Source organism: Vibrio iocasae, from assembly GCF_042245395.1.
GTDB classification, from domain to species: domain Bacteria; phylum Pseudomonadota; class Gammaproteobacteria; order Enterobacterales; family Vibrionaceae; genus Vibrio; species Vibrio iocasae.
Genome location: NZ_CP145311.1, coordinates 1,380,831 through 1,406,167, shown reverse-complemented (window position 1 = coordinate 1,406,167; position 25,337 = coordinate 1,380,831). Strand labels below are relative to the sequence as shown.

Sequence of the window (25,337 nt, the reverse complement as noted above, 5' to 3'; positions counted from 1 at the left end):
GAGTATTATTTGTGAAAAATTGATCCTAAGGAAACATAAATGAAAAAACAGTCTGGTTTTACGTTGATCGAAATGGTTGTGGTCATCGTTATCGTCGGCATTTTGTCTGCAACTGCTGCACCAAAATTTTTGAACCTACAATCCGATGCACGAGTAAGCACACTCAAAGGCGCCGAAGGTGCGATTCGAGCGGCCGATAACATCGTTTTTGGAAAAGCCGCTATCAAAGGGATAGACCGAGAGCTTGACGGCATCGTGAAAGTTGGTGATACAAAAATCAAAACCAAATATGGTCATATTGTTACCAATAAGAAAAACATAACTAAAGGTGTAGAATTGAGCGGCTACTCTGTTCTCGATATCAAGGACAACCAATCTCATCAATACACTGTGGTAACACTGGATAGCATTAAGTGGGACGCTGACAATACCGAGTGTCATGTTGAAATAAGACAAGACAGCGACACTGGTAAGCTGGAGTGTAAACAAGTGACAAATGGCTGCTAAAGTTAATCAAATCAAGCAATAGCGATAGATATCGGTTTTGATGCCCAAACGGGTGGCTACATAATTAGGAAAATGAATGGATGATTCCCTTCATTTTCTTTTTATTTCTGCTAGAATCTGCCACCTTTTTTCAATAACTGAATCAATATAGCCTTTGCTATGAAGCTCTCAGATAGCCCGATAACAAGACACTGTTTTCATGGGCACCCCTTTCACCTGAAACGTGATGATTTATTGCATTCGCAGTTCTCAGGCAACAAAGCACGTAAGTTCCTTGCACTTCTGAACGGTGACTTTTCTGAAGTACACACACTTGTAGGATACGGCTCTGCTCAGGCAAACTCTCTATATTCTCTAGCGGTTCTCTCGGCATGCCGAGGGTGGAAGCTGAAATTTTACGTCGATCATATACCTTCATTTATTAAAGATCGCCCTATGGGAAATTACCGTGGTGCAATTGAAATGGGTGCGGAAGTCATTGACTTATCACAGCTGGAAGATCGTGGTGAAAGACACCCTTCTCAGTACATCGAAGATACCTACGCTAATGAGCCTGGTTACCTTATTATTCCGGAAGGTGGCCGCAGTCCGCTTGCTGAAGAAGGGGTGAAACAACTGGCTGATGAAATTGTGAACTGGAAGATGATGGAGCGAATGGAAGAACTAACTGTAGCTCTACCGTCGGGTACAGGCACAACCGCTCTCTATTTACAGAAACATTTGCATCAGTTTGGTATTGAAGTTCTGACGTGTGCATGTGTTGGAGGTGAAGAGTACCTAACTGAACAGTTTAACGAACTGGATAGTGAATCACCAAAGCCGACGATATTAGGCACGGAGCACAAACACCATTTCGGCCGTCTTGAACAGGAAAACTACAAAACCTGGCAAGAGTTGGAAGAGCAGACACACGTTGAGTTTGAGTTACTCTACGATCCACTGATGTGGCGCTGTTTAAAAGACTGGCTTCCTGCAAACACGGGGAGAAACCTGCTCTATATTCATCAGGGTGGAACCATGGGTAATGAAACCATGTTACCTCGCTACCAAAGAATGTTCGATGGCGGAAGTGTCGCAACTGAAAAACAACGTTCTAAAAGAGTCTGTGGAGGCTCTAACAGTTCGGGCAAACTGCGCTCAGTAAAAGCTGACTGGTAAATGAAACACCAGCTCGAACCTTTCATCATCGGCGATAAAATGGTTCTTAATGTACTTCACATACGCTGGTGTTGAGCCCATTTTAAAACCGGATGCGGGTAACCATTGTTCCTGTATCCGGCTGATTTGGGGTAGCAACTCACCGTATTTTCCTCTCAACCTGAAACAAGCGTACAACCCTCCGGGAATCGTTAACTGATTCACTATCCCTCTTTGTTTTAGAGGTGTGTCTATCTCGATACAAGCAACATAGCGACACTTGTCTAGCTCAACCCATGCAGGATTAGAATGATGTAACCCATACTGAGTTTTAAACTCCCTTCCCTCACTACCTGCCCAGGCCTTTAACAATAACCACGCATTTCTTATCGAGCGGTTATATCCCAAATGACGCACATAAGCCACATGACGTCCTGATACTTCAACTATCTGAGGTTCTGGAACATTCCACTCAGACAAACGTTCATAGCTCGCCGCTATCTCTGTATCCGCTAAGTAGGGCTTGTTCTCGTTCTGGCTCTCTGTATTTCGCCACTCCCCAGGGGAAACATCAAACACACTTTTAAACGCACGGCTAAAAGAAGATACCGAACTAAAACCCGATTTATTGGCGACTTCCAGTACAGTAGCCCTTGTGTCGAAGGTAAGCTGATTAGCTGCGTACTCCATGCGTGTACTTCTGATGTACTGATGTACTGACTCACCCACAATGGCTTTAAAAGTTCGGTGAAAGTGCTGCTCAGAATAAGCTGCTATGTTTGCCAGCTCAATTGCGGGCAGATCCCGACTGATATCCTGATGAATGTAAAACAACACATCATTGATTCTGGAAACCTGCTGAGCGTGCAAATTGATTGAAGGCATAAAAAATAGCATAAATGGACATATCAACAAGCATAAATGGACATGATATTCATCTCAACTCATTTTATCCTATTTCAACATCATTATTTGTCGAATACTCATCTGCATCAGGAACCCATATGGAAATCGCACGTTCACTCCAACAAATTCAATCTTCATACATTCGCGAGATTCTTGATGCCGCTAATGATCCAAATGTGATTTCACTGGCCGGTGGTCTGCCTGACGCTGATACTTTCCCTATCTCATTGATGAAAGAGACCCTGACTGGCATGGCCGATATGCCTGAAGTCTTCCAGTACAGTAATACCGCCGGATATGGTCCCCTTTTGGACCACTTGAGTAACCACTTTGAGCTTTCGGAAAGCCAACAGGTCATGGTAACAACGGGCTCTCAACAAGGACTGGACCTAATAGCACGAGCTTTTATCAATCCAGGTGACAAAGTTGTGATGGAGGCACCAAGTTATCTGGGAGCGATGCAGGTGTTCGGACTGGTTCAGGCCAATATGCTCACCGTACCCCAGAACCAGCATGGCCCCGATTTAGATAAACTAGAGACTTGCTTTGCCGCAGAGAAGCCAAAGCTGTTCTATACCGTTCCAGATTTCCATAACCCGACAGGTGTGTGTTGGTCGTTAGAAGTTCGCAAGAAAGTGGCCGAGCTTTGTAAAGTGTACAACGTTGCTCTGGTAGAGGATGCTCCATACCGCGACCTAAGGTTCACAGGTGAGGTTTTACCTCTGGTTTCAAGCTTTTGCCCAGAGAACTCCATTGTCCTTCGTTCATTCTCCAAAATAGCGTCACCGGGCCTGCGCATGGGTATCGTTACCGGTAAGTCCGGGTATATTGAACCAATGATCAAAGTAAAACAGGGCGCGGACCTCCACTCCAGTGTTCCAATGCAGGCATTGCTTTTAGGGTTGCTTAAGAATAAAGATTTCCCGAAACACATTGATACCATCAGAGGTCTTTATAAGAAGCGATATCAAAAACTTATCGACGAGTTAAACGCTCATCTGCCGAAAGAGTGTGGGGTAAATAGTGTCGAGGGAGGCATGTTTATCTGGGTAACGATCCCTGAATGTGACACCTTTGCTCTGGCGAAGTCGTTGCTTGCTGAAGGTGTTGCGGTTGTTCCGAGTGATGTGTTTTATCCTGCTACCGCAGATAAAAAAGCAGCGCTACGTCTGAATTTCAGTAACGCTACCGAAAGTGAGCTCGAAATTGCGGTTGGCCGACTCTCTAAGGTACTTGAGAGCTACTTTAGTTAGTCCAACCCTACTCTAAGCAGATTAATCATCCGTTAGCCGGTCACTCCGTTTCCCCGGAACCCGACCGGTTTCAATTATCTTAGTCAAATGAGGAATGACTGGACTCACTCGGTCACCATCCCCCGTTAGGAAATAAGAGTGCCCTTTGGGCTTATCAAACTTATTGTTAAAGTCATCACAATCAACCTCATAAACTTTCTTCGGCAGTTTGCTCATGTCTTCCGGTCCTGTCATCCCCATGCGACGAGACATGGTTTTCAAACTCAATGAGTTGGCAATTTTAGAGGCCGGCATAGCCAGGTCATCATTCGCGTAATAGACGACAACATTACGCGCAGAATCCACAATAAATTCGCCTTCCTCACCTTTTTCTAAAATCTCGTTCTTAACATCTGCAGCAACCATGAACACATTCCTAAACAGCTGTGGCATATTGGAGTTCGAGTAGTCTTCAGCCCATTTTTTCAATGCATTCTTTAACACCCTATTTCCCATCGAATGAGCCAGAATGTTAATTCTTTTTAGACACGGCTCTTTTGTCTGAGCTTCCGCTTGTTTCCACTTATCGAACTTACCTAGTAATCGGGAAAATGCCAGACCACTACCATCCGCAGCATCCTGATCATCGTAGTAGTCATCAGCAAAGTGTATCGGACTGTCATCATCACATGGCCAGATAAGTGGGATAACTTTAACCAGCTTTTCTTTATCTGACTGCTTGTTGATCAACTTTTGTAAAGCCTTGGCATTATTGAAAATATGCGGCTCCATATTGTTGTTGAAACCGTGAAGATAAAAAAGAATCTGGGTGTCATTTGGCAACGCTTTTAGCTGGGAGAAAAAGGCATCCTGTTTAATCTCTTTATACTCATCCTTCCCTGTCCTCTCACAGAAATAGAGGTAAGCGGATGGACTTGTATTGTCATAATTAAAACTGATCCGTCTGTTTAATTTGGATCTGGCCGACTGCATTGCTGTACGATTGGTGATAAAAAGCATTATTGTTCTCCTTATCTGACTTTCGACATTTATAACGTTAGACTAAGGAGCTCAACGAGTTGAGAAGGATGAGATTTTCTTGTTTCTGTCTCAGTTTTACAGTTATCTTATCCGCCTTTTTGGACTAAAGATTCAATTTCAGGAAGTCATTAATGCCCGATACGGTAATCACCATCGCCCTGCCCTCACTGATACACCGCATTGGGGGTGACGAAGCTAAAAAGGCTCGAAGTATCGCAACAAGATTTGGCTGCAAGCTAAGCAGAGTTCGTCGCTCCAGAAACTGGCAGATAACCGGACTTGCCACTCATCAGAACGAGTTCTACCAACATTTATTGAAATCCGAACTGGAAAATCCAGCGTTCTTAATTAAAAAGATGCAGGAAGGGCTGATGCACCATCAGGATAAGCTTGAGCCTAAAGAGGCTAAGATAAAACGCCTACTGTTGGAAAATCCGACAATTACCCTTTCTGAACTCATGCAGCTCACTGACTGCACGCTCGGAGAAGCCAGAAAAGTACGCTTCGAATGTGAATTATTATGAGCCTCTTCGAAAACTTCATGATTGAATTATAATATTCTAAATATCATAAAAATAAGTCATAAATAACAACTAAATACCCGAGGTTTCTAATGGGGAAAATAAACGAAATAGCGACATTTTTAAATTTTTTGATTGATGCCACTCTTATCACTGATCCCGACTCAAACATTATTTTCGCCAACGAGTCTTGTGCCAAGCTGTTTGGTTATTCTACCGACGAAATGACAGAGATGACGATAGAACAACTTATGCTCTCCAAATCGGTAAAGCACCACCGCCATAAAGTGAGTCACTTTATTAATAATAAGTCTCAGGCAAAGATGATGATGTCCAGAGGCGTTATGCCTTGTGTGGATGCAAACGGTAGGCGTTTTAGTGCCAAAATTTCCATCGCTAACATCATTTTTGATAACAAGCCTTGTGCTATTGCTACCATTCACGATTACTCTTCGGTTCAAAATCTGATTACTGAACTCAAAAGCGAAGCATCCACCGATGCCCTAACAGGCCTGTTCAATAAACGTCATTTGGAAAGTCTGACAGGTAAAGAGTACGTAGCGATAAATGGCTCTACTTATCTAGGTGTTGCAAATCTGGACCTCAACGGGTTCAAAGCCATCAATGATACCTATGGTCATGATATCGGGGATCTTCTTTTAGTTGAGCTCTCCAGAAGATTCAAGGCGCAGTTCAGAAACTCTGACTTGTGCTTTCGTTTAGGTGGTGATGAGTTTCTTATCCTCTTTGCTATTAACGATCCAGCCAATCTGGAATATGAATTGAAGGGTTTTGGAAATAAAATCCAGTCTGTCATTACAAACCCCATCTATATCGACAAAATCGACAAAGAAGTTCAGGTGGGTGTCAGTATCGGAATCGGAAGCTTACCGAAAGACGATGACAATCTGATCAGTCTTATTGAGAAGACTGACAAAGCCATGTATCAGTCGAAATCTCAAAAACTAAGCTACGCGATAGTGGCTGATTGTATTAAACAAAGTGATACCGCTTAACATTAACTAACTGTCAAAGTGCCCCGGAATCGAAGTATCGCAGAAGGGGCATTTCCCCTGCTTCGTAACCCGATTATTTTTTACAAAGTACCTTTCACGTTCAATCACCTTGCGCTTGCAACCGGGGCATAAAGTACTCTCTGATTCCGGGTCAATGGCATTCCCGATATACACATGGTTTATTCCCTGACCTAACGCAATCTTTCTTGCCTTTAGAAGTGTTTGCAACGGTGTCCTTGGGATATCGACAATTTTAAAGTCTGGGTGATAGGCACTAAAATGCAGCGGTACATCTGAGCCAAGGTTCTCATAGATCCAAAGGCACATTGCTTCCAGCTCAGAGTCTGAATCGTTTTCCCCCGGGATCAGCAAGGTAGTGACCTCCAACCAGACGTCGGTTTCGTGTTTTAAGTACTGTAATGTTTCTAAAACCGGTGTGAGATGACCACTACACATCTTGCGATAGAAACGCTCTGTAAATGCTTTAAGGTCAATATTGGCGGCATCCATATGTTTATAAAACTCAACTCGTGGCTCTGTCGAGATATACCCCGCGCTAACAGCAACACTTTTTATCCCTAGTTCATGACAAGCTATCGCGGTATCCACCGCGTACTCCATAAAAATCACTGGGTCGTTGTAAGTAAAGGCGACACTTTTACACTCTTCATATGCAGCGATCTTTGCAATTTGTTCTGGGCTTGCCTCCATTGCAATGGTATCCATTTTCCGAGATTTACTGATGTTCCAGTTCTGGCAAAACTTACACCCCAAATTGCAGCCTGCAGTACCAAAAGAGAGCACCTTACTACCGGGATAGAAGTGATTAAGGGGTTTCTTTTCGATAGGATCGATAGCAAAACCACTGCTACGGCCATAACTGGTCAGCACAATTTCACCGTCAATGGCTTGTCGCACAAAGCATGCTCCACGCTTGCCGTCCCTTAACGAACATTCCCTCGGACACAGATCGCAAACAACCCTGCCATCATTCAGGCGGTGCCAATAACGTGTTTTTACTGTTCCATGAGTGAAAGACATATTACGCAGACCCAAGTGTTATTTACTTCTATACTGAATAAAACCCCTGTACTAAATATAGGCTCAGATATGACAACCCGATACCCGGCTGTTGCGGGCCGCTTCTACGATGATTCGGCTCCAGACCTCACATCTCAGATTAACCAGTGGTTAAGCAAAGCTGACGTTCCTCCAATAAGCGCTGGCAAGCTGAAAGCGCTTATTGTGCCTCATGCAGGTTATGTCTACTCCGGGCCTACAGCCGCAAAAGCATACAAGCAAGTCACCCGCATATCTGATGGTTTCAACCGCGTTGTTTTAATTGGGCCCAGTCACTATTTCAGCTTTGATGGTTTTGCGATACCTGAAGCCGATATCTTCACCTCACCGTTAGGGGAAATACCGATAGACGAACCTACAAAGCAGAGGCTGATAAAATCAGAGGAAGCCATTGCCAGCGATGAAATTCATACACCGGAACATAGCTTAGAGGTTCAGCTCCCGTTCTTACAGATATGCCTGAATAACTTTGTACTGTTACCAATACTCACTGGTTACATCACCCCGCAAACACTTGCAACATTACTTAAACCATTGTGGGAAGATGAAGAAACCCTCTTTGTTATCAGTAGCGATCTTAGCCACTTCCATCCATATAAAGATGCACGGCAGATAGACAAAGAGAGTTGCGATCATATCGAGCACTACGAACCCGACTTAACGCCCGAAATGGCGTGTGGTTGCACTGCGATTAATACACTGCTGGTCCTGGCAGAGCAAGAAGGCTGCAAGATGCAGCAAATGGAGTTAGTAAATTCCGGTGATACCGCCGGAGATAAATCGAGAGTGGTTGGTTATGCCAGTTACACTGTTACCGCACCTGAATAAAGAAGAACTCAATATCCTTTTGGATATCGCAAAATCAGCGATCAACGAGTATATAACCAATAAACCCGTCACAATTCCAGATACAGAAAGCCTGCCACACAAACTCAGAGAACCAGCAGGATGTTTTGTTACTCTTGAAGTGGATGGGGAGCTGCAAGGCTGCTTGGGCTCTATCTATCCTTCATCAAACTACTCACTAGCCGAAGAGGTTGCCAGAAAAGCGCGCTCGAGTTGCTGTGAAGATACTCGCTTCCCTCCTCTAGAAGCCCAGCAACTCTCAGCTTTAACCGTCGAAGTCTCAGTTCTTTCTATCCCGAAACCAAAATCCTGTTCATCCCAACAAGAGCTGGAAGAATTTCTTAGCCAAAACAAGATAGGTTTGATTTTATCTGAAGGTCATCGAAGAGCGGTATTTTTGCCACAGGTATGGGAGAAACTACCCAACCCGCACGAGTTTATCCGCCACCTCAAGTTAAAAGGAGGCTGGAGGGCTGATTACTGGTCTGAAAATATCAAGGTCGAAACCTTTGTTGTGAGTTCAGTTGAGGGGGCGTATCACGAATGAATTGACCTCGGGCAGCTCGTTCCCACGCTCCGCGTGGTAATGCACATACTCAACCTTTGGATCTAGTAAGATTTCCGTTTATGGAAGTCTTTGAATTTGGTCTCTATACTTCCGTTATCGGGTGCTGCTGCAGACCACAGATTTTTTATGAGAACTTTATTAAGTAGTTTGTTGTATCTTATTTTTTGTCTCGGGCCTGTTTCGGCGAAAGAGACACTGATTTATTCAGCTGCCTCGGATTATGCTCCGATGAGCTGGCTTGAAAACAACAAGCTCATCGGTGTAGGGCCTGAAATCGCAGAAAGGATATTTTCGGAAATGGGGATTACCGTGGAATCCCAGACTTACCCTTGGGCAAGGGTGCTTGAACTGACGCGACAAGGGCGTATTGATGTGATTGTCAGTTTATATTTCAATACGGAAAGAGAACAGTTTCTCACCTATTCTGATACGCACTTTTCAGAGGTCAGAACTGTACTGATAACCAGAAAAGGGCACGAGTTCCCGTTTAATCAATGGGCAGATCTGGTTGGTCGCACCGGCGGCTCTGTTTTGGATTATAGCTGGGGTGACGAATTTGACAGATATATCGAAGCTCATCTAGACATTGAAAACGTCTACAGTACAACGCAAAACTTTATGAAGTTACTACACGGTAGGATTGAGTATATGATTACTACCGAAAATCACGCCCGAATTTTAAGTAAGCAGCTTGAGTTAACAGATAAAATCACCATTCTTCCTGTTGCAGTCAATACAGAAAAAGAATATATCGCTTTTTCAAAATCTTCTCCTTTCATAGAATACCTACCTCAGTTCAATGCCAAGCTACGAGAAATGATCGAGAGTGGTGAAGTTGAAAGACTGATAGAAAAATATATAGATAAAGCGTCTATGGACCTTCCCCCTCATCCAAACAACTAATAGATGTCTCCTCAGCATTTCCTCGCATTCCAAAGTTCTGGAAGTCTCGTGCTCTGGATACTTGAGTGTCCTGGCAACTCAGCACTATAGACTCGTTACTGAGCCTGACAGAAGAACGACCAACCCAGACGAGCCCTACTCTGCGGATATTAACCCTAAGCTTGTCGCCTCTTTCTTCCAGCACCGTAAACGGAGGGCGCGGAAGCTTTTTAACAGCGATAACTTTCCAGCTGCCATCCGCATACTCGAGATCAACAGCGGGCAAAAGCCACTCTTCGACGATGTTCGTTGCGTAAAGCTGGTTGGAGAACACTAGCGCCATAGCGAGGCTAAGTTTCTTAAAATGTCTAAGTAACATCAGTCAGCCTCCTGTCTTAAATGAGCTTTATCAAGCCTTTCGATTAGCTTGTTACCCAGCCAGCCTAACGCCAATATCGAAATCCAGTTTGACGGTGAAAGATGCAGTACTCCAAAAACAATACCAATCACTATCGCCACGTACGCTACACTAAACAGCTTCGTACTGTTCTTTAACCAATACAACTTCGAAAACTGATCAGATACGTTGCGAACAACCAATAGCAAACTAATATAGACCATCCAGATAATCAGATTTATGAGCTTCGCATTGGGATCATCACGAATATACTCATCCTCATAAACCATAAGATTATCCAGTGCCATCGCATGGAAAAACACACCTGGAAGCGCACCATGAACCGGTGAAATAACATAGTCATGAATACCTTCAATGTGACCACCCACCAGCACAATGCTGTCTTCAATCCACTTCTTTAGTTTAATTCTGTCGTCTTCATTCGGAGAACGTGCAAGCACCATCAACTCGTCCGCAAATAGAACCCGATGTGGTGGACAGAGCTGGTCTACCTCTGGAGTGTTTAAACCAGGGATGGTGTTCTGTAGCAGATACTCACCCCCATTCCACACTGCGCCGAAGATACTTGGGTCCGTGACCTCACACTCTTGTTTACGATGCTCCAATAGAACCGGAGCAGCTTTAGCGCTCCATCTGACACTGACTGGCAAACTATTACTTTCTGGTGGCTGACATCCGGCTGATTCACAATAAGTTCGATAAAGCGCCGTTGCGGTTGTTTCTGCTCCTTGCGAGTAAAGTGGATAGAGATCCTCTCTTGCTTCCCAGCCATTCACAACCAGAGTCGTAAACTCGCTGAGTTGCTCTTCCACATGTTCGTCCAGTTTTGAGTCAGCGACACCTCTGGCAAAAAATAGTGGTACTTGTGTCTTTTCCTGCACCAGTTTTAGCTTGCTTACGGCACGCTCATAACTTTCATCCAATGAGCGCTGTTTCACCCACATCACGTCGTAAAACAACGCAGATGGAGAGTGTGTCATTATCGTTGAGAGTAAATTGACCTGATCAAGATAGGAAAGCGGCCAATCGTTAGATTCAAGAAGCGTGGGATATAAGTTATCTATAGAGCGGTCATTAAACAGAACCACCAGAATATTTGGCTGGCTCTTCTGCGCGTCATAGTGCTTTGCGGTAAGACGGTAAAATGCGGTTTCACTCGCCCGTTCACTGGCAGAACCGACACCAAATGGGTCGCTGAATATCATCCAGCTACCCAACAAGAATAAAAGCAACCACTGAGCAAGGATCCGATGCTTTCGGTAATATTTTTTTGCTAGTGATCTTAGTTCTCTTTGCATCGGCGGTTTTTCTTCCATGCGCTTACTTGGTACTCAATCTGATCACGCTGATACTCGCTTTTTCTGATGCCTTAGCTTTCTTTTTAAAAGCACGTGTTTGAGGCATATCCCCTAAAGACTGGGCAAACACTTCATCAAGCCCACCATTACCTCTCTTGGCAACCTGATTCACTTCATAAAATGACGCGCTATCCATAGGCTCTTGTTGCAAGTGCGTTAATGACATCTGAGGAGACTGTCGGCTTGTTGGTACCGCAATAACGACAAATTGCTCTTCGCCCGTCGATGAACTAGAGACAACCCCTTCAAATTCTGCCGCTTCACCTGCAAAAAGACGTCCGCTATAACCCGGTTCAGGGTAGATCTGATAAATACCCATTCCGCTGTCGATAAACAAAACCGTAAGATCAACCGGCTTTTTACTGGTATTCACAAAGCTCAGAACCAGCTCATCGCCATCTTCCGCAGTAATGACCTGCTCCAGACCACGATACTCGTCGTTAAGAAGTACTTCAGAAGCGACTGGAGAACGAGAGCTAAAACCTGCCGACATACGCTTGAGGTTTCTGGCCCGGATATATCTTGAAAGACCATTGTTCAACGTGGCATAAGGATCGGGATTGCTTTTTTCAATCGCCAGAGAGATGTACTGCTCGTCTGAGTTGATTTCATTACAGCTCACTTCCCTTTGTTGTAATGAGCAAGGTAGCCGCATATTTTCTGGCGTGAAGAAGTAAACTCTGTCATCCGCTACATACAGACTTAACTCTGCTGATTCATCTGCACCTACCCACTTAACGGTTCTTCTCAATAGGTCATTTGAACTGAGTACCTTTTCCAACGCAGCATGCCACTGAGCTGTTGGTGCCTGTTGCCACTTCACTCTCACTGGGTTAGGGAAAGCCGGAGAGTCCAGTTCGATAAATGCTCGTTCTTTTTCAAGCGCTCCAACTCGAAGCTCAGCAACACTGGTCGCTAAACCTGACTCAATGATTTCGTAAGAAGCCACCGGTTCTTCTGCATCAATCGCATCGAAAACGCTAATTACTGCTCCCTTCTCGAACCCATTTAGCTGGCCAGCCTGAACAATCAGCTTCTCTCGTTTTATCTCTGCGGGATAACGGACTGAAACTTCTGAATCGCGATGAAACATTGGCTTATCAAGGTTCTCACCACCTTCAAATAACGGTGTGGTTCGATGCCATGGAACACTGTTGTAAACCGAAAGGATCCCTTGAGCTAACTGGCGATATGACATATTAGGATAAGAGCTGACAATGGAGGTTAGCACATAGGTAAACAAGCCCTGCGGCACTTCTTTATCGCCCATAGGCAGTGCCATTTCCGGTGCCTCTTCATTACTCTGAGCAGAGCCAAAGCTTATCAGAGACCCTGCTTTTTCATTTAGTGCCACCGGCTTGAGCCCGGAAGTACCTCTGGATGCTTGTTTTACTTTCTGCTGGTCAAAATCGGCAAGGCCAAGATCCTTAGCCTGAACACTGCGGCTTCTGAACTCCTGACCAGTAAGGCTTCTTGTCATCGTCCCTGAGTGACATGAATCAAATACCACCCAAACGTCAGCACCTGTGTTTCTGAGCCGAGTGAGCAAAATGTTCATCTCATTGTCGCTGATACTGTGTTCTACCTGACCGATATTGTAGTTCCACTCTCCTGCATCGCGGGGAAGGAAAATCTCGTCCAGCCCATCAGCACTGTCACTGTTTCCCGCACTATAGTCCGTCGGCTGCTGGCTTCCATGACCTGAAAAATGAAGGTAGACAAAATCACCGGACTTTAACTGCGGTTCCAGATTGAGAATAGCAGCAAAGATGTTCTTCTTCGTTGGCAACGTTGCAGATTCAACGCCGTCAGCAAGTACCTGAATATTGCTCTCCTTTACCCCTTGCTGAACCAGCATATTCCAGACTCTTATCGCATCGTTTTTGGGGCCTTGCAGTGAAAGAGAAGGTTCAAAGTTCGGGTACTCAGAAACACCGATAACAATCGCATGTTGGCTTGCGGAGTGTGCAAAAACAGAGAAGAAAAGCAGGGTAGAAAGTAATAACTGACGCATGTTTGCTCCCTAAATCCTTTTAGCAGCGCTTTAGCAAATATAAAGTGGTAAATACAAAATGGTAAACACAAAACTAGTTGCTATACTTTTTGTTTTTCTATACTTGAGTATAAACTCATTGAAAATATTGTAGTTTAGTAAGCAGGTAAAGTCAGGAACATTATTCACGGAGGATTCAATGTCTGCTGTATCAAGATTTGGACTGAGACTAAACGCGCTCATTGCCATAGCGTCAGGTCTATTCGTATCATTTAGTGCATTCGCTAATCTGGTTCCGATGCCCTGCGTCTATCCCAATGGCATTCCACAACTGCTCTCAGGTCATTCTGAAAACACCCTGGTATCAACCCAGCCCCCGTTTGAGACGATGAAACTGCAAAAGGATGTAGAAACTATTGTCTGGGTGACTCAGGATACTTCGTTACATGGCCTGTTTACCATTCAACGTCCGGGCAACAACAAAGATGTCACTGTCATCGCCACCTCATGCAATCAATTAAGTGATTCTCTGATCTTCGCTTTGGAAGCTGCACGAAAGATGGTTGGTCCTTCTCAACCACTCGCACCTGATGCTCACTTTATCGATGATACCGGGTTTTCATTTGACCAGATTGTTGAGTTGCATGACATCGCGTTCCAAAACGCCAGCAAGTCACAACCCGATGAGTTATATGAGACATTAAATGAGCTGGCAGGCGCCATTGCAGCGGCTCCTGCTCTCTCTAAGTCGCGCAGTACAAGCGAGAAAAAGTACCATATTCAAACGGTCTATTATGGCACTACCCGCAAACCAGTCCCTGATTCCGATGATTATTACGGTGGCGCGCGCGATACTTCTTCCCCGCTCCACTATGGTGAAGCAAAAGTCTCAATTCCTTTTAATCACAAGAAAGGCAGCATTGAACAGCCATTTTTGTCGATCAGCTGGTTGAAGAAAGCCAATGAGCATGTATTGATTCAGTCGGTCACTGAGATGAAACCAGGTGAGTTCTGGGATGTACTGCCGGTAGAAAAAGGCAGCGGTGAGTGGAAACAGAGTCTGATCGTCTATATTCACGGATATAACGTTGCGTTCAAATCAGCAATAAAACGTACCGCACAGATGGCCTATGACTTCAACTACTCCGGCGTTCCGGTTCTGTTTTCATGGCCTTCCAACGCCTCTCTGCTGGATTACGCCTCTGACCGTGAAGACGCAGTATGGAGTGCCACCTATCTTGCCGAGTTCCTGACCAAGCTCAAAACAAGTCATCCGGAAGCCAACATCCATATTGTTGCGCACAGTATGGGGAATCAGGTTCTTCTGCACGCTTTGAATGAACTGTCTCTATCCGATGAAGGTAAGACACTACGCTTTGGTAGTGTGATTCTGGCCGCTCCGGATGTCGACAGCGAATGGTTCAAGTATCAGGTTGGCCCACGAATTGGAAAACTCGCAGCCAACTGGGCGGTGTATACCTCTGAGAATGATGGTGCTTTGATCGCCTCCGAAAAAGTAAATCAGGCTAAACGACTCGGGATGCCGGTCAGCCTTGTCGACAACTTCGATGTCATAGATACCAGCGAGTTAAATGCTGCGCCATGGAGTATCCCGGAGTCTCACTCTTACTATGCGAACAAGCTGCCTGTTATCGAAGATCTGGTAAATCACTTAAGAGGTGTTCCACCAAAAGAGCGCGCCCTTGTCAGAAAGCAAGAAGACAAAGGCGAATACTGGCAAATTGTTTCAACTGAGGAATAAGCATCTTTTATCAACGAATCAGCCGGGTTTTCACCCGGCTGATTTCTTAACTAAGCTTATTGGTTTAATTGATCAGGTCCGTCACCTCACAAATACAGTAACCTAATAAAGCGCAAAATCCACATCCAGATTATAGCTTCGTGTTGTCGGGGTCTGAGCGCCTCCGGTCAGTCTGGTTACTTCACTGTAGGTATAATCTCTTAGTTCCGACGTAGTAATTACACCATCACCATTACTGTCTGCTTTCTGCTCTGCCAAACCTTTCAGAACCGAAGAAGTAAAGACTCCGTTTTTATAGCGACTCTCTTCCAGCGCATATTCCAGACCACCAGCTGCACTGATGATTACTGCACCAGTACTGGCCCGCAAGTCTACAAACGCACTTTGCAAAAGCTGATATGACTGTTTGAGGTTATCCTTACTCTCCCCTTTGCTCTTGCGCTTCTTCACATTAAAACCACGGGAAATCACGCCTTCGGCCACTGGCCTGTTTGCAGCCAAAGCAAGGTCATTAACCTCTCCTGAATGACAGGTATCAAGCAGAAGCAATTTGTACCTTGAAGGAGAGCTGGCTATTAAGTCGGTAATTGCTTTATAGCTCAAACCTCTCTCTTGTGGCAGTTCTGGGTTGATATCCGTTGTTCCAAAGAAGTAATTCTCTTGCTGATCAAGCATGCCATGTCCGGCAAAAAAGACGATAAGCCGGTCGTTGGGTCCTGCCTTTTGAATAAAGGCACGAGCTTCTTCAATTCGATCTTTGGTTGCCTGATCATCGAGCAAGGTCTGCACATGAACCTGGCTAAACTGTTCACTATCGCCAAACAAGGCAGTGATGTCTTTTGCATCTTTACTTGCGTAGTTGAGGTTCAACTCGCTGTTCTGATATCCAGACACACCAACCGCCAAAATATACAATTCAGGTTTTGTTTCAGATGGTACCTTGTAGTAACTCAGGGTCTGACTGCGACTCACCGTACCGTCTTCCGCACTCAGGTACGCACGAATCGTATTCACGCCGTCAGACAGAGCAATAGCACTCTCGCCTGTTGATGCATCGACATCTTGCCCTTCCAAACCATAAACTGGCGATTCATTAACGCTTATGTGCAACTTACCTTTTGCAGACTCGTTGGTTTGCCAGTTCAGAATAATTTGCTCTTCAGCCAGGTAACTCTTCGGTCCTGTCAGAGTAAAGTCGTACGGAGCGTCTTCTCGCTTAAGATTATTCGTCAACGAAGGTTGTCGGCTTCTCCTCACCTCAACCAGACGAGTCCAGATATCCAGCTGATCCTTGCCTGCGATACCAATTCGGTCCAGAACGATATCCGGTCTGTTAAGCAAGAGATCGTACCGACGATAATCAAACAGCGCTCTGTCCTCAACAAACGAGGCTCGGTGAACTCCTTTAGGCGTTCCCCAGTAATAACCATCGGGTGTACTGGCTATCACTTCACCTTCTTTGTCTATGATGATGGTCGCTATCAGCTTATGGTTCCTTTTACCTATATCCGATTGGACCAACGGGAAGGAGGTGGAGAACCTAGACATATTAAAATCGTGATAACGAATGTGTTCATTCCAAAGCTTTATAGTTCCGTCAGTAGAGGTGGTCATTATCACCCCCTCACTCAGACGATTAATCGTCGTTATCTTGCCCTGATGAGCCGGGAAACTTTCAACAAGCGTACCTGTGATCAGGCTTTTAACGCTGATGTTGCCGCTGCGCTCAGCAACCCACAAATACTTTCCATCAGGCGAGTACATTTGGGTTTGAGTGCCCCAGGTTACTGCTAAAACATCTTTCTGATTACCGTTAACATCATAACGAGTGATCATAGGAATCGCAGAGTTATAAAAGCCTGTTCCATCTAAGCCTCCACCGAGCAGAAAATCCCCCTGCTCAGAGACTTTTAACATGGCGTCATGTGGCGAGTTTGCATACGAAGTCTGAATCACTTTATCCGCATGTGGCAGAGCAACTTTGGCGTAGTTCATTCGAGCCGCGATTTTCTGGCCCTGATCATCCAAAGCGATGACCTCATGAACATCTCCATCAAGCGTGTATAGCAACGTCTCTTCACCACTCGCAAATTGGTATCGATATACCTGATTACCAACGCTGTATATCAAGCCTCCCGCGACTTTGTCACTGTCATTGATGTTCTTTTGAATGACTCCGGGTTCTTTATTGCTTTCCGGGCTCTGAACAATCATCATGTCTCGACCATAGAAGATAAAATAACCTTCATGCTCTTCGATATTCTCGATATATACCGGGAGCTTATGACGCTCAACTTTGAAGGTATCCAGATAGATAAACTGATAGGTTGTCGAGTTAGAAAAGAAGTCCGAAGAGTACGTGAGAATAACTTCTCCATGAGCAAGTGCACCTGTTATCGGAGCCGTTGTTGCCTTAATCTTGTCGATTCGCGTGCCATCTTCTAGTGTACGAATATCGACAATCGTCTGATTCGTTCCCTCAGCAATCTCGCTACCACCGACAAATACGGTATTTTTGTCGCTTGCCACAGCTAACGAGTCGTTGCCAAACATCGACCAGGCGCTTTCATACCATTGTCCGCCCTGCCCGTTTAAAGGGTATCTACCGTTGTAGGAAACCAACTGTTCGTAATCAGAAGAAAACCTAAGCTGAGTGGTAATGAACTGCTGGTGCGTTTTCTCCTGGTAATTAATCACTCCACACTTGCGGGCGTCTTCAGAGCAATAAATAGCGATGGGTTTAATTGGGTGAATCTCAAGGTAAGTAACAGGGAGATCTTTTACATCACCGTTCTGGCTTTCTTCAGCTTCTTTAAATAACGCAGGCAAGGAAATAACGGAGTCATCAAACTCGATATATGCGCGAGCTCCTTTACACCAGGATTCCAGATGATTGCTCTTACTGCAGCGCGAGTGATCGATTTCTACATCAAACCGTCTTAACTCTCCGTTTTGATTGATGACGATACCTTTACCCTCATCAGAGACAGCAAGTTGTTCTGCTTGCATATCAGGCACGGAAACGCGCTCAATTAATTTACGGTATCCGGGGTTTATCACCTCAAGCTCATTCTTTTCATTCAGAGTCACGATATATTTACCCATCGCACCTGATGACTTAAAGCCTCTATCTAAATCAAAATCGAAGAACTGCCCGAAGCTGGTAAACTTATCGACAATGGGAATATAGGTTTGCGCCATTCTGTTATCAGCAACGATTGCCAATGTATTGCTGTTAGGTGAGAACGTCAGTTTGTCACCAGCAACGGATGAGGTGTAAACCGCTTTACGTTTATTCAGATCCCAGAAGGTTAGCCATGAAGAAGCCTTATCCTGGCCCAGATCGATTCCGTCTTTACTCAGATACGCAAGCAAGCCACTTTCTGGCAGATACTTGATTCCTTTAACGCTGCCTCTAGGGTGAATGTTGACTACCGGCTCTGGTGAGAATGCACTGATTTTTATATCACTATAAGCGTAAGACAAACGATCATTGACCAGACCTGTTATGTCGTCTTCACCTTTAAAACGGATTTCGCAGTCAAAGGAGATATCGGTAAGCCGTCCATCATTGACCAATGCGCTAACTCTGTACGCACACTCATCTACCACTTCCATCCCATTGAACGCATCGAGTTTTACGGTAAATAAGGTTGTTTTTTGCCCCCACCTTTCACTCAGCTTGGTTAATTCTATGGATCCGCTTCCTCCAAAAAATGCTTCGAAATCAGGTGATATTGGAGAGCTCTCTCCTTCTTTGAATCTACGGGATGTGATGACTGACGAGACTTTTTGATAGAAACCTTCGGAGCCTACTAATTTGATAAAGGTCTGACGGTCCTCTTCTGTAAATGGCCCTTCCATTTCATCGCCGGGCATTTCATTTTCGGTAAAATACTCTCCATCCTTGAGGACAATTTCTGTCGATGTGCCCATATGTCTGTCGTTGACATACTTCTTATTCTCGTAAGCTCCGGTAGCTTTGTACCTCTCGAGGTAACCCACTTTCCACCGGGCAGTTTCTCCGTCTAATGGTAGCTGTCGGGTTATATGGCGGACAAAACCATTCTCGAAATAACTCTCCCAGCGGTTGTACACGCCTTCTTTTTTACGCTGAGTGATTCTTTGAGTATGAACGGTAAAGATTGCATTCTCTTCCTGTAGCTCGAATGCAGGGAGGGTGATGTTTTGCGCGGATGCTGAAGAGGAAAAGAGAGATACAGCCCCTACGAGGGCAAATACACTGAACCCGTGTTTTGTCGATGCCATTATCGCGATATCCATTCACTATATATGTTTCAAGGCTCAATAGTGCATTAATCATCGTCAATGCTAACGCCCGTTAAGCTTTCAGTGTAGCTCTAGTATCGAAGATGTAAAACCTTCATGTAATCAATCCCTTTAAGAACAAAGGCGACCATTTGGCCGCCTGTTGATATACACAATCATGAAAAGCTCGAATAGATACCACGCTTAGTGGTTCCATCTTGGGCCTTAAAAAACAATCACACCTTTAAGTAAGTCGCGATTCTTAACAACACCCTCTTCGTATATGTCACCAACGGTATCGAACTCAAAGGTATGAGTAAGCATCATTTCTGAGCCGAGTTTCCCTGCAGACATCAGTTGCTGTACTTTTACGAAATCTTCCATTGTCGCATTCCGACTGCCCATCATTGTGGTCTCTTTTTTGTGGAAGTCAGGATCGCTGAACTCAAGGTTTCCTTTGAACAACCCAACAAATACAATTTTGCCGCCATGACGAATTAAGTTTACGGCATTGTTCATCGCATGCTGGTTACCGGTTGCATCAATCACAGACTGAGCCAGTGAACCATCAAAGTGATCCAGCAAACCAGACTCAAAATCATCAGCGAGTGGATCAAGTGCTAAAAGACCCAGTTCTTTTTCCACATGGGCTCTACGTTCTGCCTGAGTATCTGCAACAATGACCTTCGCACCATCCGCTGCAGCGATGGCTGCTGCACCAAGCCCAATAGGGCCAGCACCAACAACCAAAACATGCTCACCTTTCTCTAATTGAGCACGTCGTACCGCATGAGCACTGATCGCAAAGGGTTCGATCAGTGCTGCGGTACTATCATCAACACCGTTTACTTTAAGCACATTGCTGGCCGGAATAGACAGGTATTCACTGAATCCTCCGTCCTGATGAACTCCAATGACAGAGATATTTTCGCAACAGTTTGTTTTACCGCTTTTGCATGATGCACACTCATTGCAAGAGACATAAGGAATGAGCGCTACTTTATCACCCTCGACAAATCTATCCTGCGACTGACTACCAACCGCCTTAACCTCGCCACACAACTCATGTCCTAGAATACGTGGATAGCTAAAAAATGGCTGGTTTCCAGTATAAGCATGAATATCAGTCCCACAAATACCAACAGCCGCTACCTTAACCAGTACTTCATCATCACGCACTGCAGGTATCTCTGACTCGACATACTTCATCTCATATGGCTTTTCACAAACTAACGATTTCATTTTCTTTCTCTATATCTTGTGGAGTTACAGTAATTTTATCGAGCCGGTTTTTTAACTGAAAAATATCCAGCCAAATCGTGATCAATGCCTATTTATTATGTTTTTAAATGGTATTTAATGCACGTGGAGGTAAAAATGGCTAGAAATAAAAACCTAAGAGAGAGCACTTCGAATCAACTGCTAGATGCCATTTCGATGGGACATATAGCATCACCACTACCCTCTCAATCTTCTCTTTCAGAACTGTTTGGTGTAAGCCGGACAACGATAAGACACGTCGTTAAAGACTTATGTGAAAAGGGTATTTTGAAACTGGTTGAGGGCGAGTGTGTCATTGAACGGTTACCCCAGGAAACCGACATTTTTCAACAACCAGCATCCAGTGATGAAATCCAGACCAAAGAATTTGAGCTCTATTTTAACGAGTGTATAAAAAACAGAGATATTATGCCCGGAGATGAGTTTTCGGAGCTCGAACTCTCTAAACAGTCCAACTGTTCCACTCGGGTTATTCGCGAGTTCCTGATAAAGTTCTCTCGGTTCAACCTGATTGAAAACACGTCAAGAGGCCGTTGGCGTATGGTGCGTTTTGAACACGGATACGCAGAGAACCTTATCGAACTGCGTGAAATGCTGGAAAGTCATGCCTTAAGTAAATTTATGAACCTTCCAAAAGATGATCAGAGGTGGAAAGAAGCTCAGATCCTGCTTCAGTCTCACCGGGAGCTAAGAGAAGAGGTTGTGAATGAGTACCAGGCCTTTTCAGACCTCGACCGCACATTTCATTACCTGATCTTATCTGCGGCAAATAATCCCTTTATGGAACAGTTCTATGAAATTATGTCGGTGATATTTCACTACCATTATCAATGGGATAATAGTGATTTGCGAAAGAGAAACATGGTGGCAATTGAAGAGCATATGGCGGTACTCAGCAAAATGTTGACCGGTGATGACATAGGTGCCATCGGTGCTCTTAGACATCACCTTCAGACAGCCAAAAGAAATATGGAACATAGTCTTATTACAGATAACGCAGAGCCAGCATAACGCTGGCTCTCTTCTTAACTAACGACTATAAACCCAATGTTGTTTACTTCACTAAAGCAACCGCATCACGAGTCAGTTGGGCAATTTGTTCCCACTCCCCTCGCGCTATCATGCCTTTATCCACCATCCATGAGCCACCACATGCGACGACTCTAGGAATAGAAAGGTAGTCACAGATGTTCTTAGCATTGATCCCGCCCGTTGGCATAATCTCAATTTCAGTATATGGAGCTAGCAGAGACTTAATCATAGGAATCCCACCAGAAGCTTCAGCCGGGAAAAACTTAACGGTTTTGATACCCAATTCGAGTGCGGCTTCAACACCACTCGGGTTGTTGATTCCTGGTACGATCTCGATTCCCAACTCCTGACAAGCTTTTACGGTATTTGGGTTCAAGCCAGGTGAAACAACAAAGGTCGCTCCAGCTTCTTTTGCTTCAATAGCCTGCTCTCGGTTCAGAACCGTACCTGCCCCGATAAGCATCTGCGGGTAAGCATCTCTTAACAAGCGAATGGCTTCAGCCGCTGCATCTGAACGAAACGTAACTTCAGCTACAGGTAAACCATTTTCTACCAGAACTTTACCAAGGGGCAGAATATCCTCGGCGTTATCTACAGCGATAACAGGTACAACTCTGAACTGTTTGAGCTGTTGTGAAATTGAACTCATGAATTATCCTTATGTGTCAAACTGGTGATTAGCCTTTAATAAGCATGTCTGTTTCTTGTTTGGAGACTATCGCACCGCGATGTTGGATTACGATCCCAGCGAGGGCATTGCCATTCACACATGCGGTTCTCATGTCTTTACCAGTCAGATAAGATGCTAGAAAACCACCATTAAAAGAATCGCCTGCGGAAGTCGTATCCACTACGTTGCGAACAATGTCCGTGGGAACCGATATCGGCTCTTTGTGTCGAGAGAAATCTTGATATACACAACCATTCGCTCCCATCTTTACAACCACTTTTTGGGTGCCGAAACGCTTACAACGGTTGAGAGTTTCCTGATAAGTTTTATCTCCCCAGATTGCCTGTTCATCATCCAGCGTAATTAAAGCCAATGAGCAAAACTCCAGCAAAGCCTTGTAACTCTCCTGAATGGTTTGATTCGCGTCATCAGGCCATAATGCGGGGCGAAAGTTACTATCAAACGCGATTTCCGTACCCATTGATGACAGCTCTGCAAGGAGTGCTATCAGTCTTTTCCTGTCACTGGGTTCTAAAATGGCAAGTGTGATGCCACTTAGAAAAATCATATCCATTTCTCTAAGCGCCGCTTCTACTTCTCCGAAGTCATGGTGACGAAGCATATACTTAGCTGCTGACTGGTTTCGCCAATACAAAAATGTCCTCTCACCTGTTTCGTCGGTTTGGATGAGATAAAGCCCAGGGGAACGCGCATTATCACGAAGAACTAGGTCGGTACCGACACCTTCTTGCTGCCATCGTTGTATCATTCCTTCACTCAAGGCATCTGTGCCCATTGACGTTACGTATTGAATTTCAACGCCTTCCGAACAAGAGCGTGACAGGTACACCGCAGCATTTAAGGTATCGCCACCAAAAGTCTGATTCATCGAGCCAAACGGTTCTCCGTTCAGCTCAATCATGCACTCCCCGATGATTGCTATTTTTTTCATCAATATGCCCTATTATCCAAACACCATATTTGGCAAGCCAATAGAGATTGTCGGTACGTACGTAATAAGGATCAAAGCAACAATTAGAAGCAGCCAGAATGGAAGGATCTCTTTAACAAAGTCTTCAATCGCTACTTTCGTTATTGAACAGGTGGTAAACATGACCGTTCCCAATGGTGGTGTAACCGTACCTATTGCACTGTTAAATATGAAGATGATTCCGAAATGTACTGGATCAATGCCGTACGACTTTGCAACAGGCGCCAGTAAGGGTGCCAACACTATCATTACTGCGTTTCCTTCGAGGAACATACCAACGATAAGTAAGAACACGTTTACCAGCAGCAGGAAGGCGAAGGGACTTTCCACTGCATTTGTCAGCCACATTGCCAGGTTCTGAGGTACGCGTTCCCAGGTAAGGAACTTTGAAAACCCAACAGCAACACAGATGATGAGCAGAACGTTAGCTGCGGATAACACCGACTCTTTCGTTGCATCCCAAAGCAACTTGGTGTTCATCTCCTTGTATATGAACATCCCCAAAACAAGCGCGTACAATACAGCGGCAGCTCCAGCTTCGGTTGGTGTAAACACGCCAAATCGAATTCCACCGATGATGATGACCGGAAGTAATAGAGCCAGAAACGCATCTTTTGCGGAGACTGCAACCTCTTTCGCGGAAGCTCTTTTCTCTCGAATTGGTGCGTAACCTCTCTTCTTCGATATAACTGAAACCAGAGCCATCATCATCAGGCAAAGCATGATGCCCGGAACAACACCGGCCAGAAAGAGTTTCCCAATGGAAACGTTGTTAACGTATCCATAGATAATCAGTGCAATACCCGGCGGGATAATAGGGGTAATCAAAGCAGATGCAGCAGTAACTGCCGATGAAAAGGAAGCACTATAACCACGAGCAACCATCTGGGGAACGAGCAACTTAGAGCCCATCGCAGCATCGGCAATGTTTGAACCAGAAAGCCCACCCATAAGAGTACTCAGCACCACGTTAACCTGTGCTAAGCCACCATTCATATGCCCGGTCAGTACTTCACTGAATTTCAGTAGTCGGCTACTGATACCAGAATGGTTCATAAACACACCAGCCATAACAAAGAATGGAATAGCGAGTAAAGTAACGGATTCAAGACCACCAGCAAGCCGTTGAATCAAAATCATCATTGGTAGATGATCGTTAATCAGAAAATAGCTCAGTGTCGCCAGAAAAATACAAAACGCAACGGGTATACCAATGGCGAAAAGCAGCAACAACGCAGAAATAGGAATAATCACTGACATGTTTACACTTCCTCACTGTCAGGCTTAAAGAAAAAGTAGATCTGACGTATCTGGTGATAGGCCATAAATAATGCGCTGATAGGTACCGCAGCATAAATGTAAATATAAGGAATCTTGAGAGCAGGCGTAAAACGTACCTGAGAATGAGGTAACAATTTAAAACCCCAGTAGATCATAAACGCAATAGCAACCATCACTAGTACTGGCCTTAAAAGCCCGTCAATAAAATTAGCTGCTTTTACCGGAAGCTTTCTGACCAGATAATCAATCCGAACAACTTCATCATTTCTCATAAGAGCGCTCGCTCCCATGAATGTCATCCAGATAAATAAAGCAATACAGACTTCTTCTACCCAGGAGCTTGGTGCATTAAACACGTAACGTGTAATTACGCCATACCCCATCAACATAACAATGACGGCAAGCAGTACAGATGCTACTACTGCGTCTAAATGACTTACTTTATCAACGAACCGAACTAGCGTCTTAGCAACAGATTGGTCAGTACTCTTTAAAGAAGTTTGTGAATGCATTATTGTCTCCAATTGCGCCAGAAAAGGGCTCACT

22 protein-coding genes are annotated in these 25,337 nt (G+C 44.7%); 10 read left to right on the top strand and 12 right to left on the bottom strand.

What is annotated here, in order from left to right; genetic code table 11:
- Positions 1-39 precede the first annotated feature (39 nt).
- Positions 40-507, top strand: a complete 468-nt coding sequence (locus SNR28_RS16275) for a type II secretion system protein (protein WP_375753716.1) — start codon at positions 40-42, stop codon at positions 505-507.
- Positions 508-666: 159 nt separating this feature from the next.
- A complete protein-coding gene (locus tag SNR28_RS16270) occupies positions 667-1,665 on the top strand; it encodes a 1-aminocyclopropane-1-carboxylate deaminase/D-cysteine desulfhydrase (RefSeq protein WP_375753715.1) in 999 nt (332 codons plus the stop codon).
- Here SNR28_RS16270 and SNR28_RS16265 read toward each other — a convergent pair.
- Positions 1,645-2,514, bottom strand: coding sequence for a GyrI-like domain-containing protein (locus tag SNR28_RS16265; RefSeq protein ID WP_375754102.1), 870 nt, complete (start codon positions 2,512-2,514; stop codon positions 1,645-1,647). The two genes, SNR28_RS16270 and SNR28_RS16265, sit on opposite strands and share 21 nt — an antisense overlap.
- A gap of 134 nt (positions 2,515-2,648) precedes the next feature.
- Between SNR28_RS16265 and SNR28_RS16260 the strand changes: the two genes are divergently transcribed.
- Positions 2,649-3,803 (top strand): PLP-dependent aminotransferase family protein, encoded by a 1,155-nt coding sequence (locus SNR28_RS16260; protein WP_375753714.1) that lies wholly within the window; start codon positions 2,649-2,651, stop codon positions 3,801-3,803.
- A 21-nt stretch (positions 3,804-3,824) separates the two neighbouring features.
- Here SNR28_RS16260 and SNR28_RS16255 read toward each other — a convergent pair whose 3' ends face one another.
- Positions 3,825-4,802: an alpha/beta hydrolase gene (locus tag SNR28_RS16255; RefSeq protein ID WP_375753713.1), complete on the bottom strand. Its 978-nt coding sequence runs from the start codon at positions 4,800-4,802 to the stop codon at positions 3,825-3,827.
- A 152-nt stretch (positions 4,803-4,954) separates the two neighbouring features.
- Between SNR28_RS16255 and SNR28_RS16250 the strand changes: the two genes are divergently transcribed.
- Both SNR28_RS16250 and SNR28_RS16245 read left to right on the top strand, forming a co-directional pair.
- Positions 4,955-5,347, top strand: coding sequence for a ribosome recycling factor family protein (locus SNR28_RS16250; RefSeq protein WP_375753712.1), 393 nt, complete (start codon positions 4,955-4,957; stop codon positions 5,345-5,347).
- Between the two features lie 89 nt (positions 5,348-5,436).
- A complete protein-coding gene (locus SNR28_RS16245) occupies positions 5,437-6,360 on the top strand; it encodes a diguanylate cyclase (RefSeq protein ID WP_375753711.1) in 924 nt (307 codons plus the stop codon).
- Between the two features lie 6 nt (positions 6,361-6,366).
- Here the strand turns inward: SNR28_RS16245 and amrS are convergent, their stop codons facing one another.
- Positions 6,367-7,401, bottom strand: a complete 1,035-nt coding sequence (gene amrS / locus SNR28_RS16240) for an AmmeMemoRadiSam system radical SAM enzyme (RefSeq protein WP_375753710.1) — start codon at positions 7,399-7,401, stop codon at positions 6,367-6,369.
- A 69-nt stretch (positions 7,402-7,470) separates the two neighbouring features.
- Here amrS and amrB point away from each other — a divergent pair, with 69 nt between their 5' ends.
- The 3 genes from amrB to SNR28_RS16225 all read left to right on the top strand — a co-directional run bounded on the left by amrB (position 7,471) and on the right by SNR28_RS16225 (position 9,757).
- Positions 7,471-8,268: an AmmeMemoRadiSam system protein B gene (gene amrB / locus SNR28_RS16235; RefSeq protein WP_375753709.1), complete on the top strand. Its 798-nt coding sequence runs from the start codon at positions 7,471-7,473 to the stop codon at positions 8,266-8,268.
- On the top strand, positions 8,237-8,833 hold the full coding sequence (gene amrA / locus SNR28_RS16230) for an AmmeMemoRadiSam system protein A (protein WP_375753708.1): 597 nt from the start codon (positions 8,237-8,239) through the stop codon (positions 8,831-8,833). Before amrB ends, amrA begins: the two co-directional genes overlap by 32 nt.
- Before the next feature lie 147 nt (positions 8,834-8,980).
- On the top strand, positions 8,981-9,757 hold the full coding sequence (locus tag SNR28_RS16225) for a substrate-binding periplasmic protein (protein WP_375753707.1): 777 nt from the start codon (positions 8,981-8,983) through the stop codon (positions 9,755-9,757).
- On the opposite strand, the gene SNR28_RS16220 is transcribed toward SNR28_RS16225, so the two are convergent.
- From SNR28_RS16220 to SNR28_RS16210, 3 genes are read right to left on the bottom strand one after another with little or no spacing between them, the layout of a single operon-like run.
- Positions 9,726-10,115, bottom strand: a complete 390-nt coding sequence (locus tag SNR28_RS16220; RefSeq protein WP_375753706.1) for a hypothetical protein — start codon at positions 10,113-10,115, stop codon at positions 9,726-9,728. The genes SNR28_RS16225 and SNR28_RS16220 overlap by 32 nt on opposite strands.
- Positions 10,115-11,470: a CHASE2 domain-containing protein gene (locus tag SNR28_RS16215; RefSeq protein ID WP_375753705.1), complete on the bottom strand. Its 1,356-nt coding sequence runs from the start codon at positions 11,468-11,470 to the stop codon at positions 10,115-10,117. Before SNR28_RS16215 ends, SNR28_RS16220 begins: the two co-directional genes overlap by 1 nt.
- Before the next feature lie 4 nt (positions 11,471-11,474).
- Positions 11,475-13,526 (bottom strand): caspase domain-containing protein, encoded by a 2,052-nt coding sequence (locus SNR28_RS16210; protein WP_375753704.1) that lies wholly within the window; start codon positions 13,524-13,526, stop codon positions 11,475-11,477.
- Positions 13,527-13,704: 178 nt separating this feature from the next.
- Between SNR28_RS16210 and SNR28_RS16205 the strand changes: the two genes are divergently transcribed.
- The gene (locus SNR28_RS16205) at positions 13,705-15,267 is read left to right on the top strand and encodes an alpha/beta hydrolase (RefSeq protein ID WP_375753703.1); all 1,563 of its coding nucleotides are present in this window, start codon (positions 13,705-13,707) and stop codon (positions 15,265-15,267) included.
- 102 nt (positions 15,268-15,369) lie between these two features.
- Here the strand turns inward: SNR28_RS16205 and SNR28_RS16200 are convergent, their stop codons facing one another.
- Complete coding sequence (locus SNR28_RS16200) at positions 15,370-19,536, bottom strand: caspase family protein (RefSeq protein ID WP_375753702.1); 4,167 nt, start codon at positions 19,534-19,536, stop codon at positions 15,370-15,372.
- Positions 19,537-19,761: 225 nt separating this feature from the next.
- On the bottom strand, positions 19,762-20,778 hold the full coding sequence (locus tag SNR28_RS16195; protein ID WP_375753701.1) for a zinc-binding alcohol dehydrogenase family protein: 1,017 nt from the start codon (positions 20,776-20,778) through the stop codon (positions 19,762-19,764).
- 135 nt (positions 20,779-20,913) lie between these two features.
- On the opposite strand from SNR28_RS16195, the gene SNR28_RS16190 reads away from it, so the two are divergent.
- On the top strand, positions 20,914-21,828 hold the full coding sequence (locus tag SNR28_RS16190) for a GntR family transcriptional regulator (RefSeq protein WP_375753700.1): 915 nt from the start codon (positions 20,914-20,916) through the stop codon (positions 21,826-21,828).
- Positions 21,829-21,871: 43 nt separating this feature from the next.
- Here SNR28_RS16190 and SNR28_RS16185 read toward each other — a convergent pair whose 3' ends face one another.
- Genes SNR28_RS16185 through SNR28_RS16170 form a run of 4 tightly spaced genes read right to left on the bottom strand, consistent with a single transcriptional unit; the run spans position 21,872 to position 25,303 of the window.
- A complete protein-coding gene (locus SNR28_RS16185) occupies positions 21,872-22,498 on the bottom strand; it encodes a bifunctional 4-hydroxy-2-oxoglutarate aldolase/2-dehydro-3-deoxy-phosphogluconate aldolase (protein WP_375753699.1) in 627 nt (208 codons plus the stop codon).
- 28 nt (positions 22,499-22,526) lie between these two features.
- Positions 22,527-23,471, bottom strand: a complete 945-nt coding sequence (locus tag SNR28_RS16180; RefSeq protein ID WP_375753698.1) for a sugar kinase — start codon at positions 23,469-23,471, stop codon at positions 22,527-22,529.
- Between the two features lie 12 nt (positions 23,472-23,483).
- A complete protein-coding gene (locus SNR28_RS16175; RefSeq protein ID WP_375753697.1) occupies positions 23,484-24,770 on the bottom strand; it encodes a TRAP transporter large permease in 1,287 nt (428 codons plus the stop codon).
- Between the two features lie 2 nt (positions 24,771-24,772).
- Positions 24,773-25,303, bottom strand: coding sequence for a TRAP transporter small permease (locus SNR28_RS16170; RefSeq protein ID WP_375753696.1), 531 nt, complete (start codon positions 25,301-25,303; stop codon positions 24,773-24,775).
- Positions 25,304-25,337: the final 34 nt, after the last annotated feature.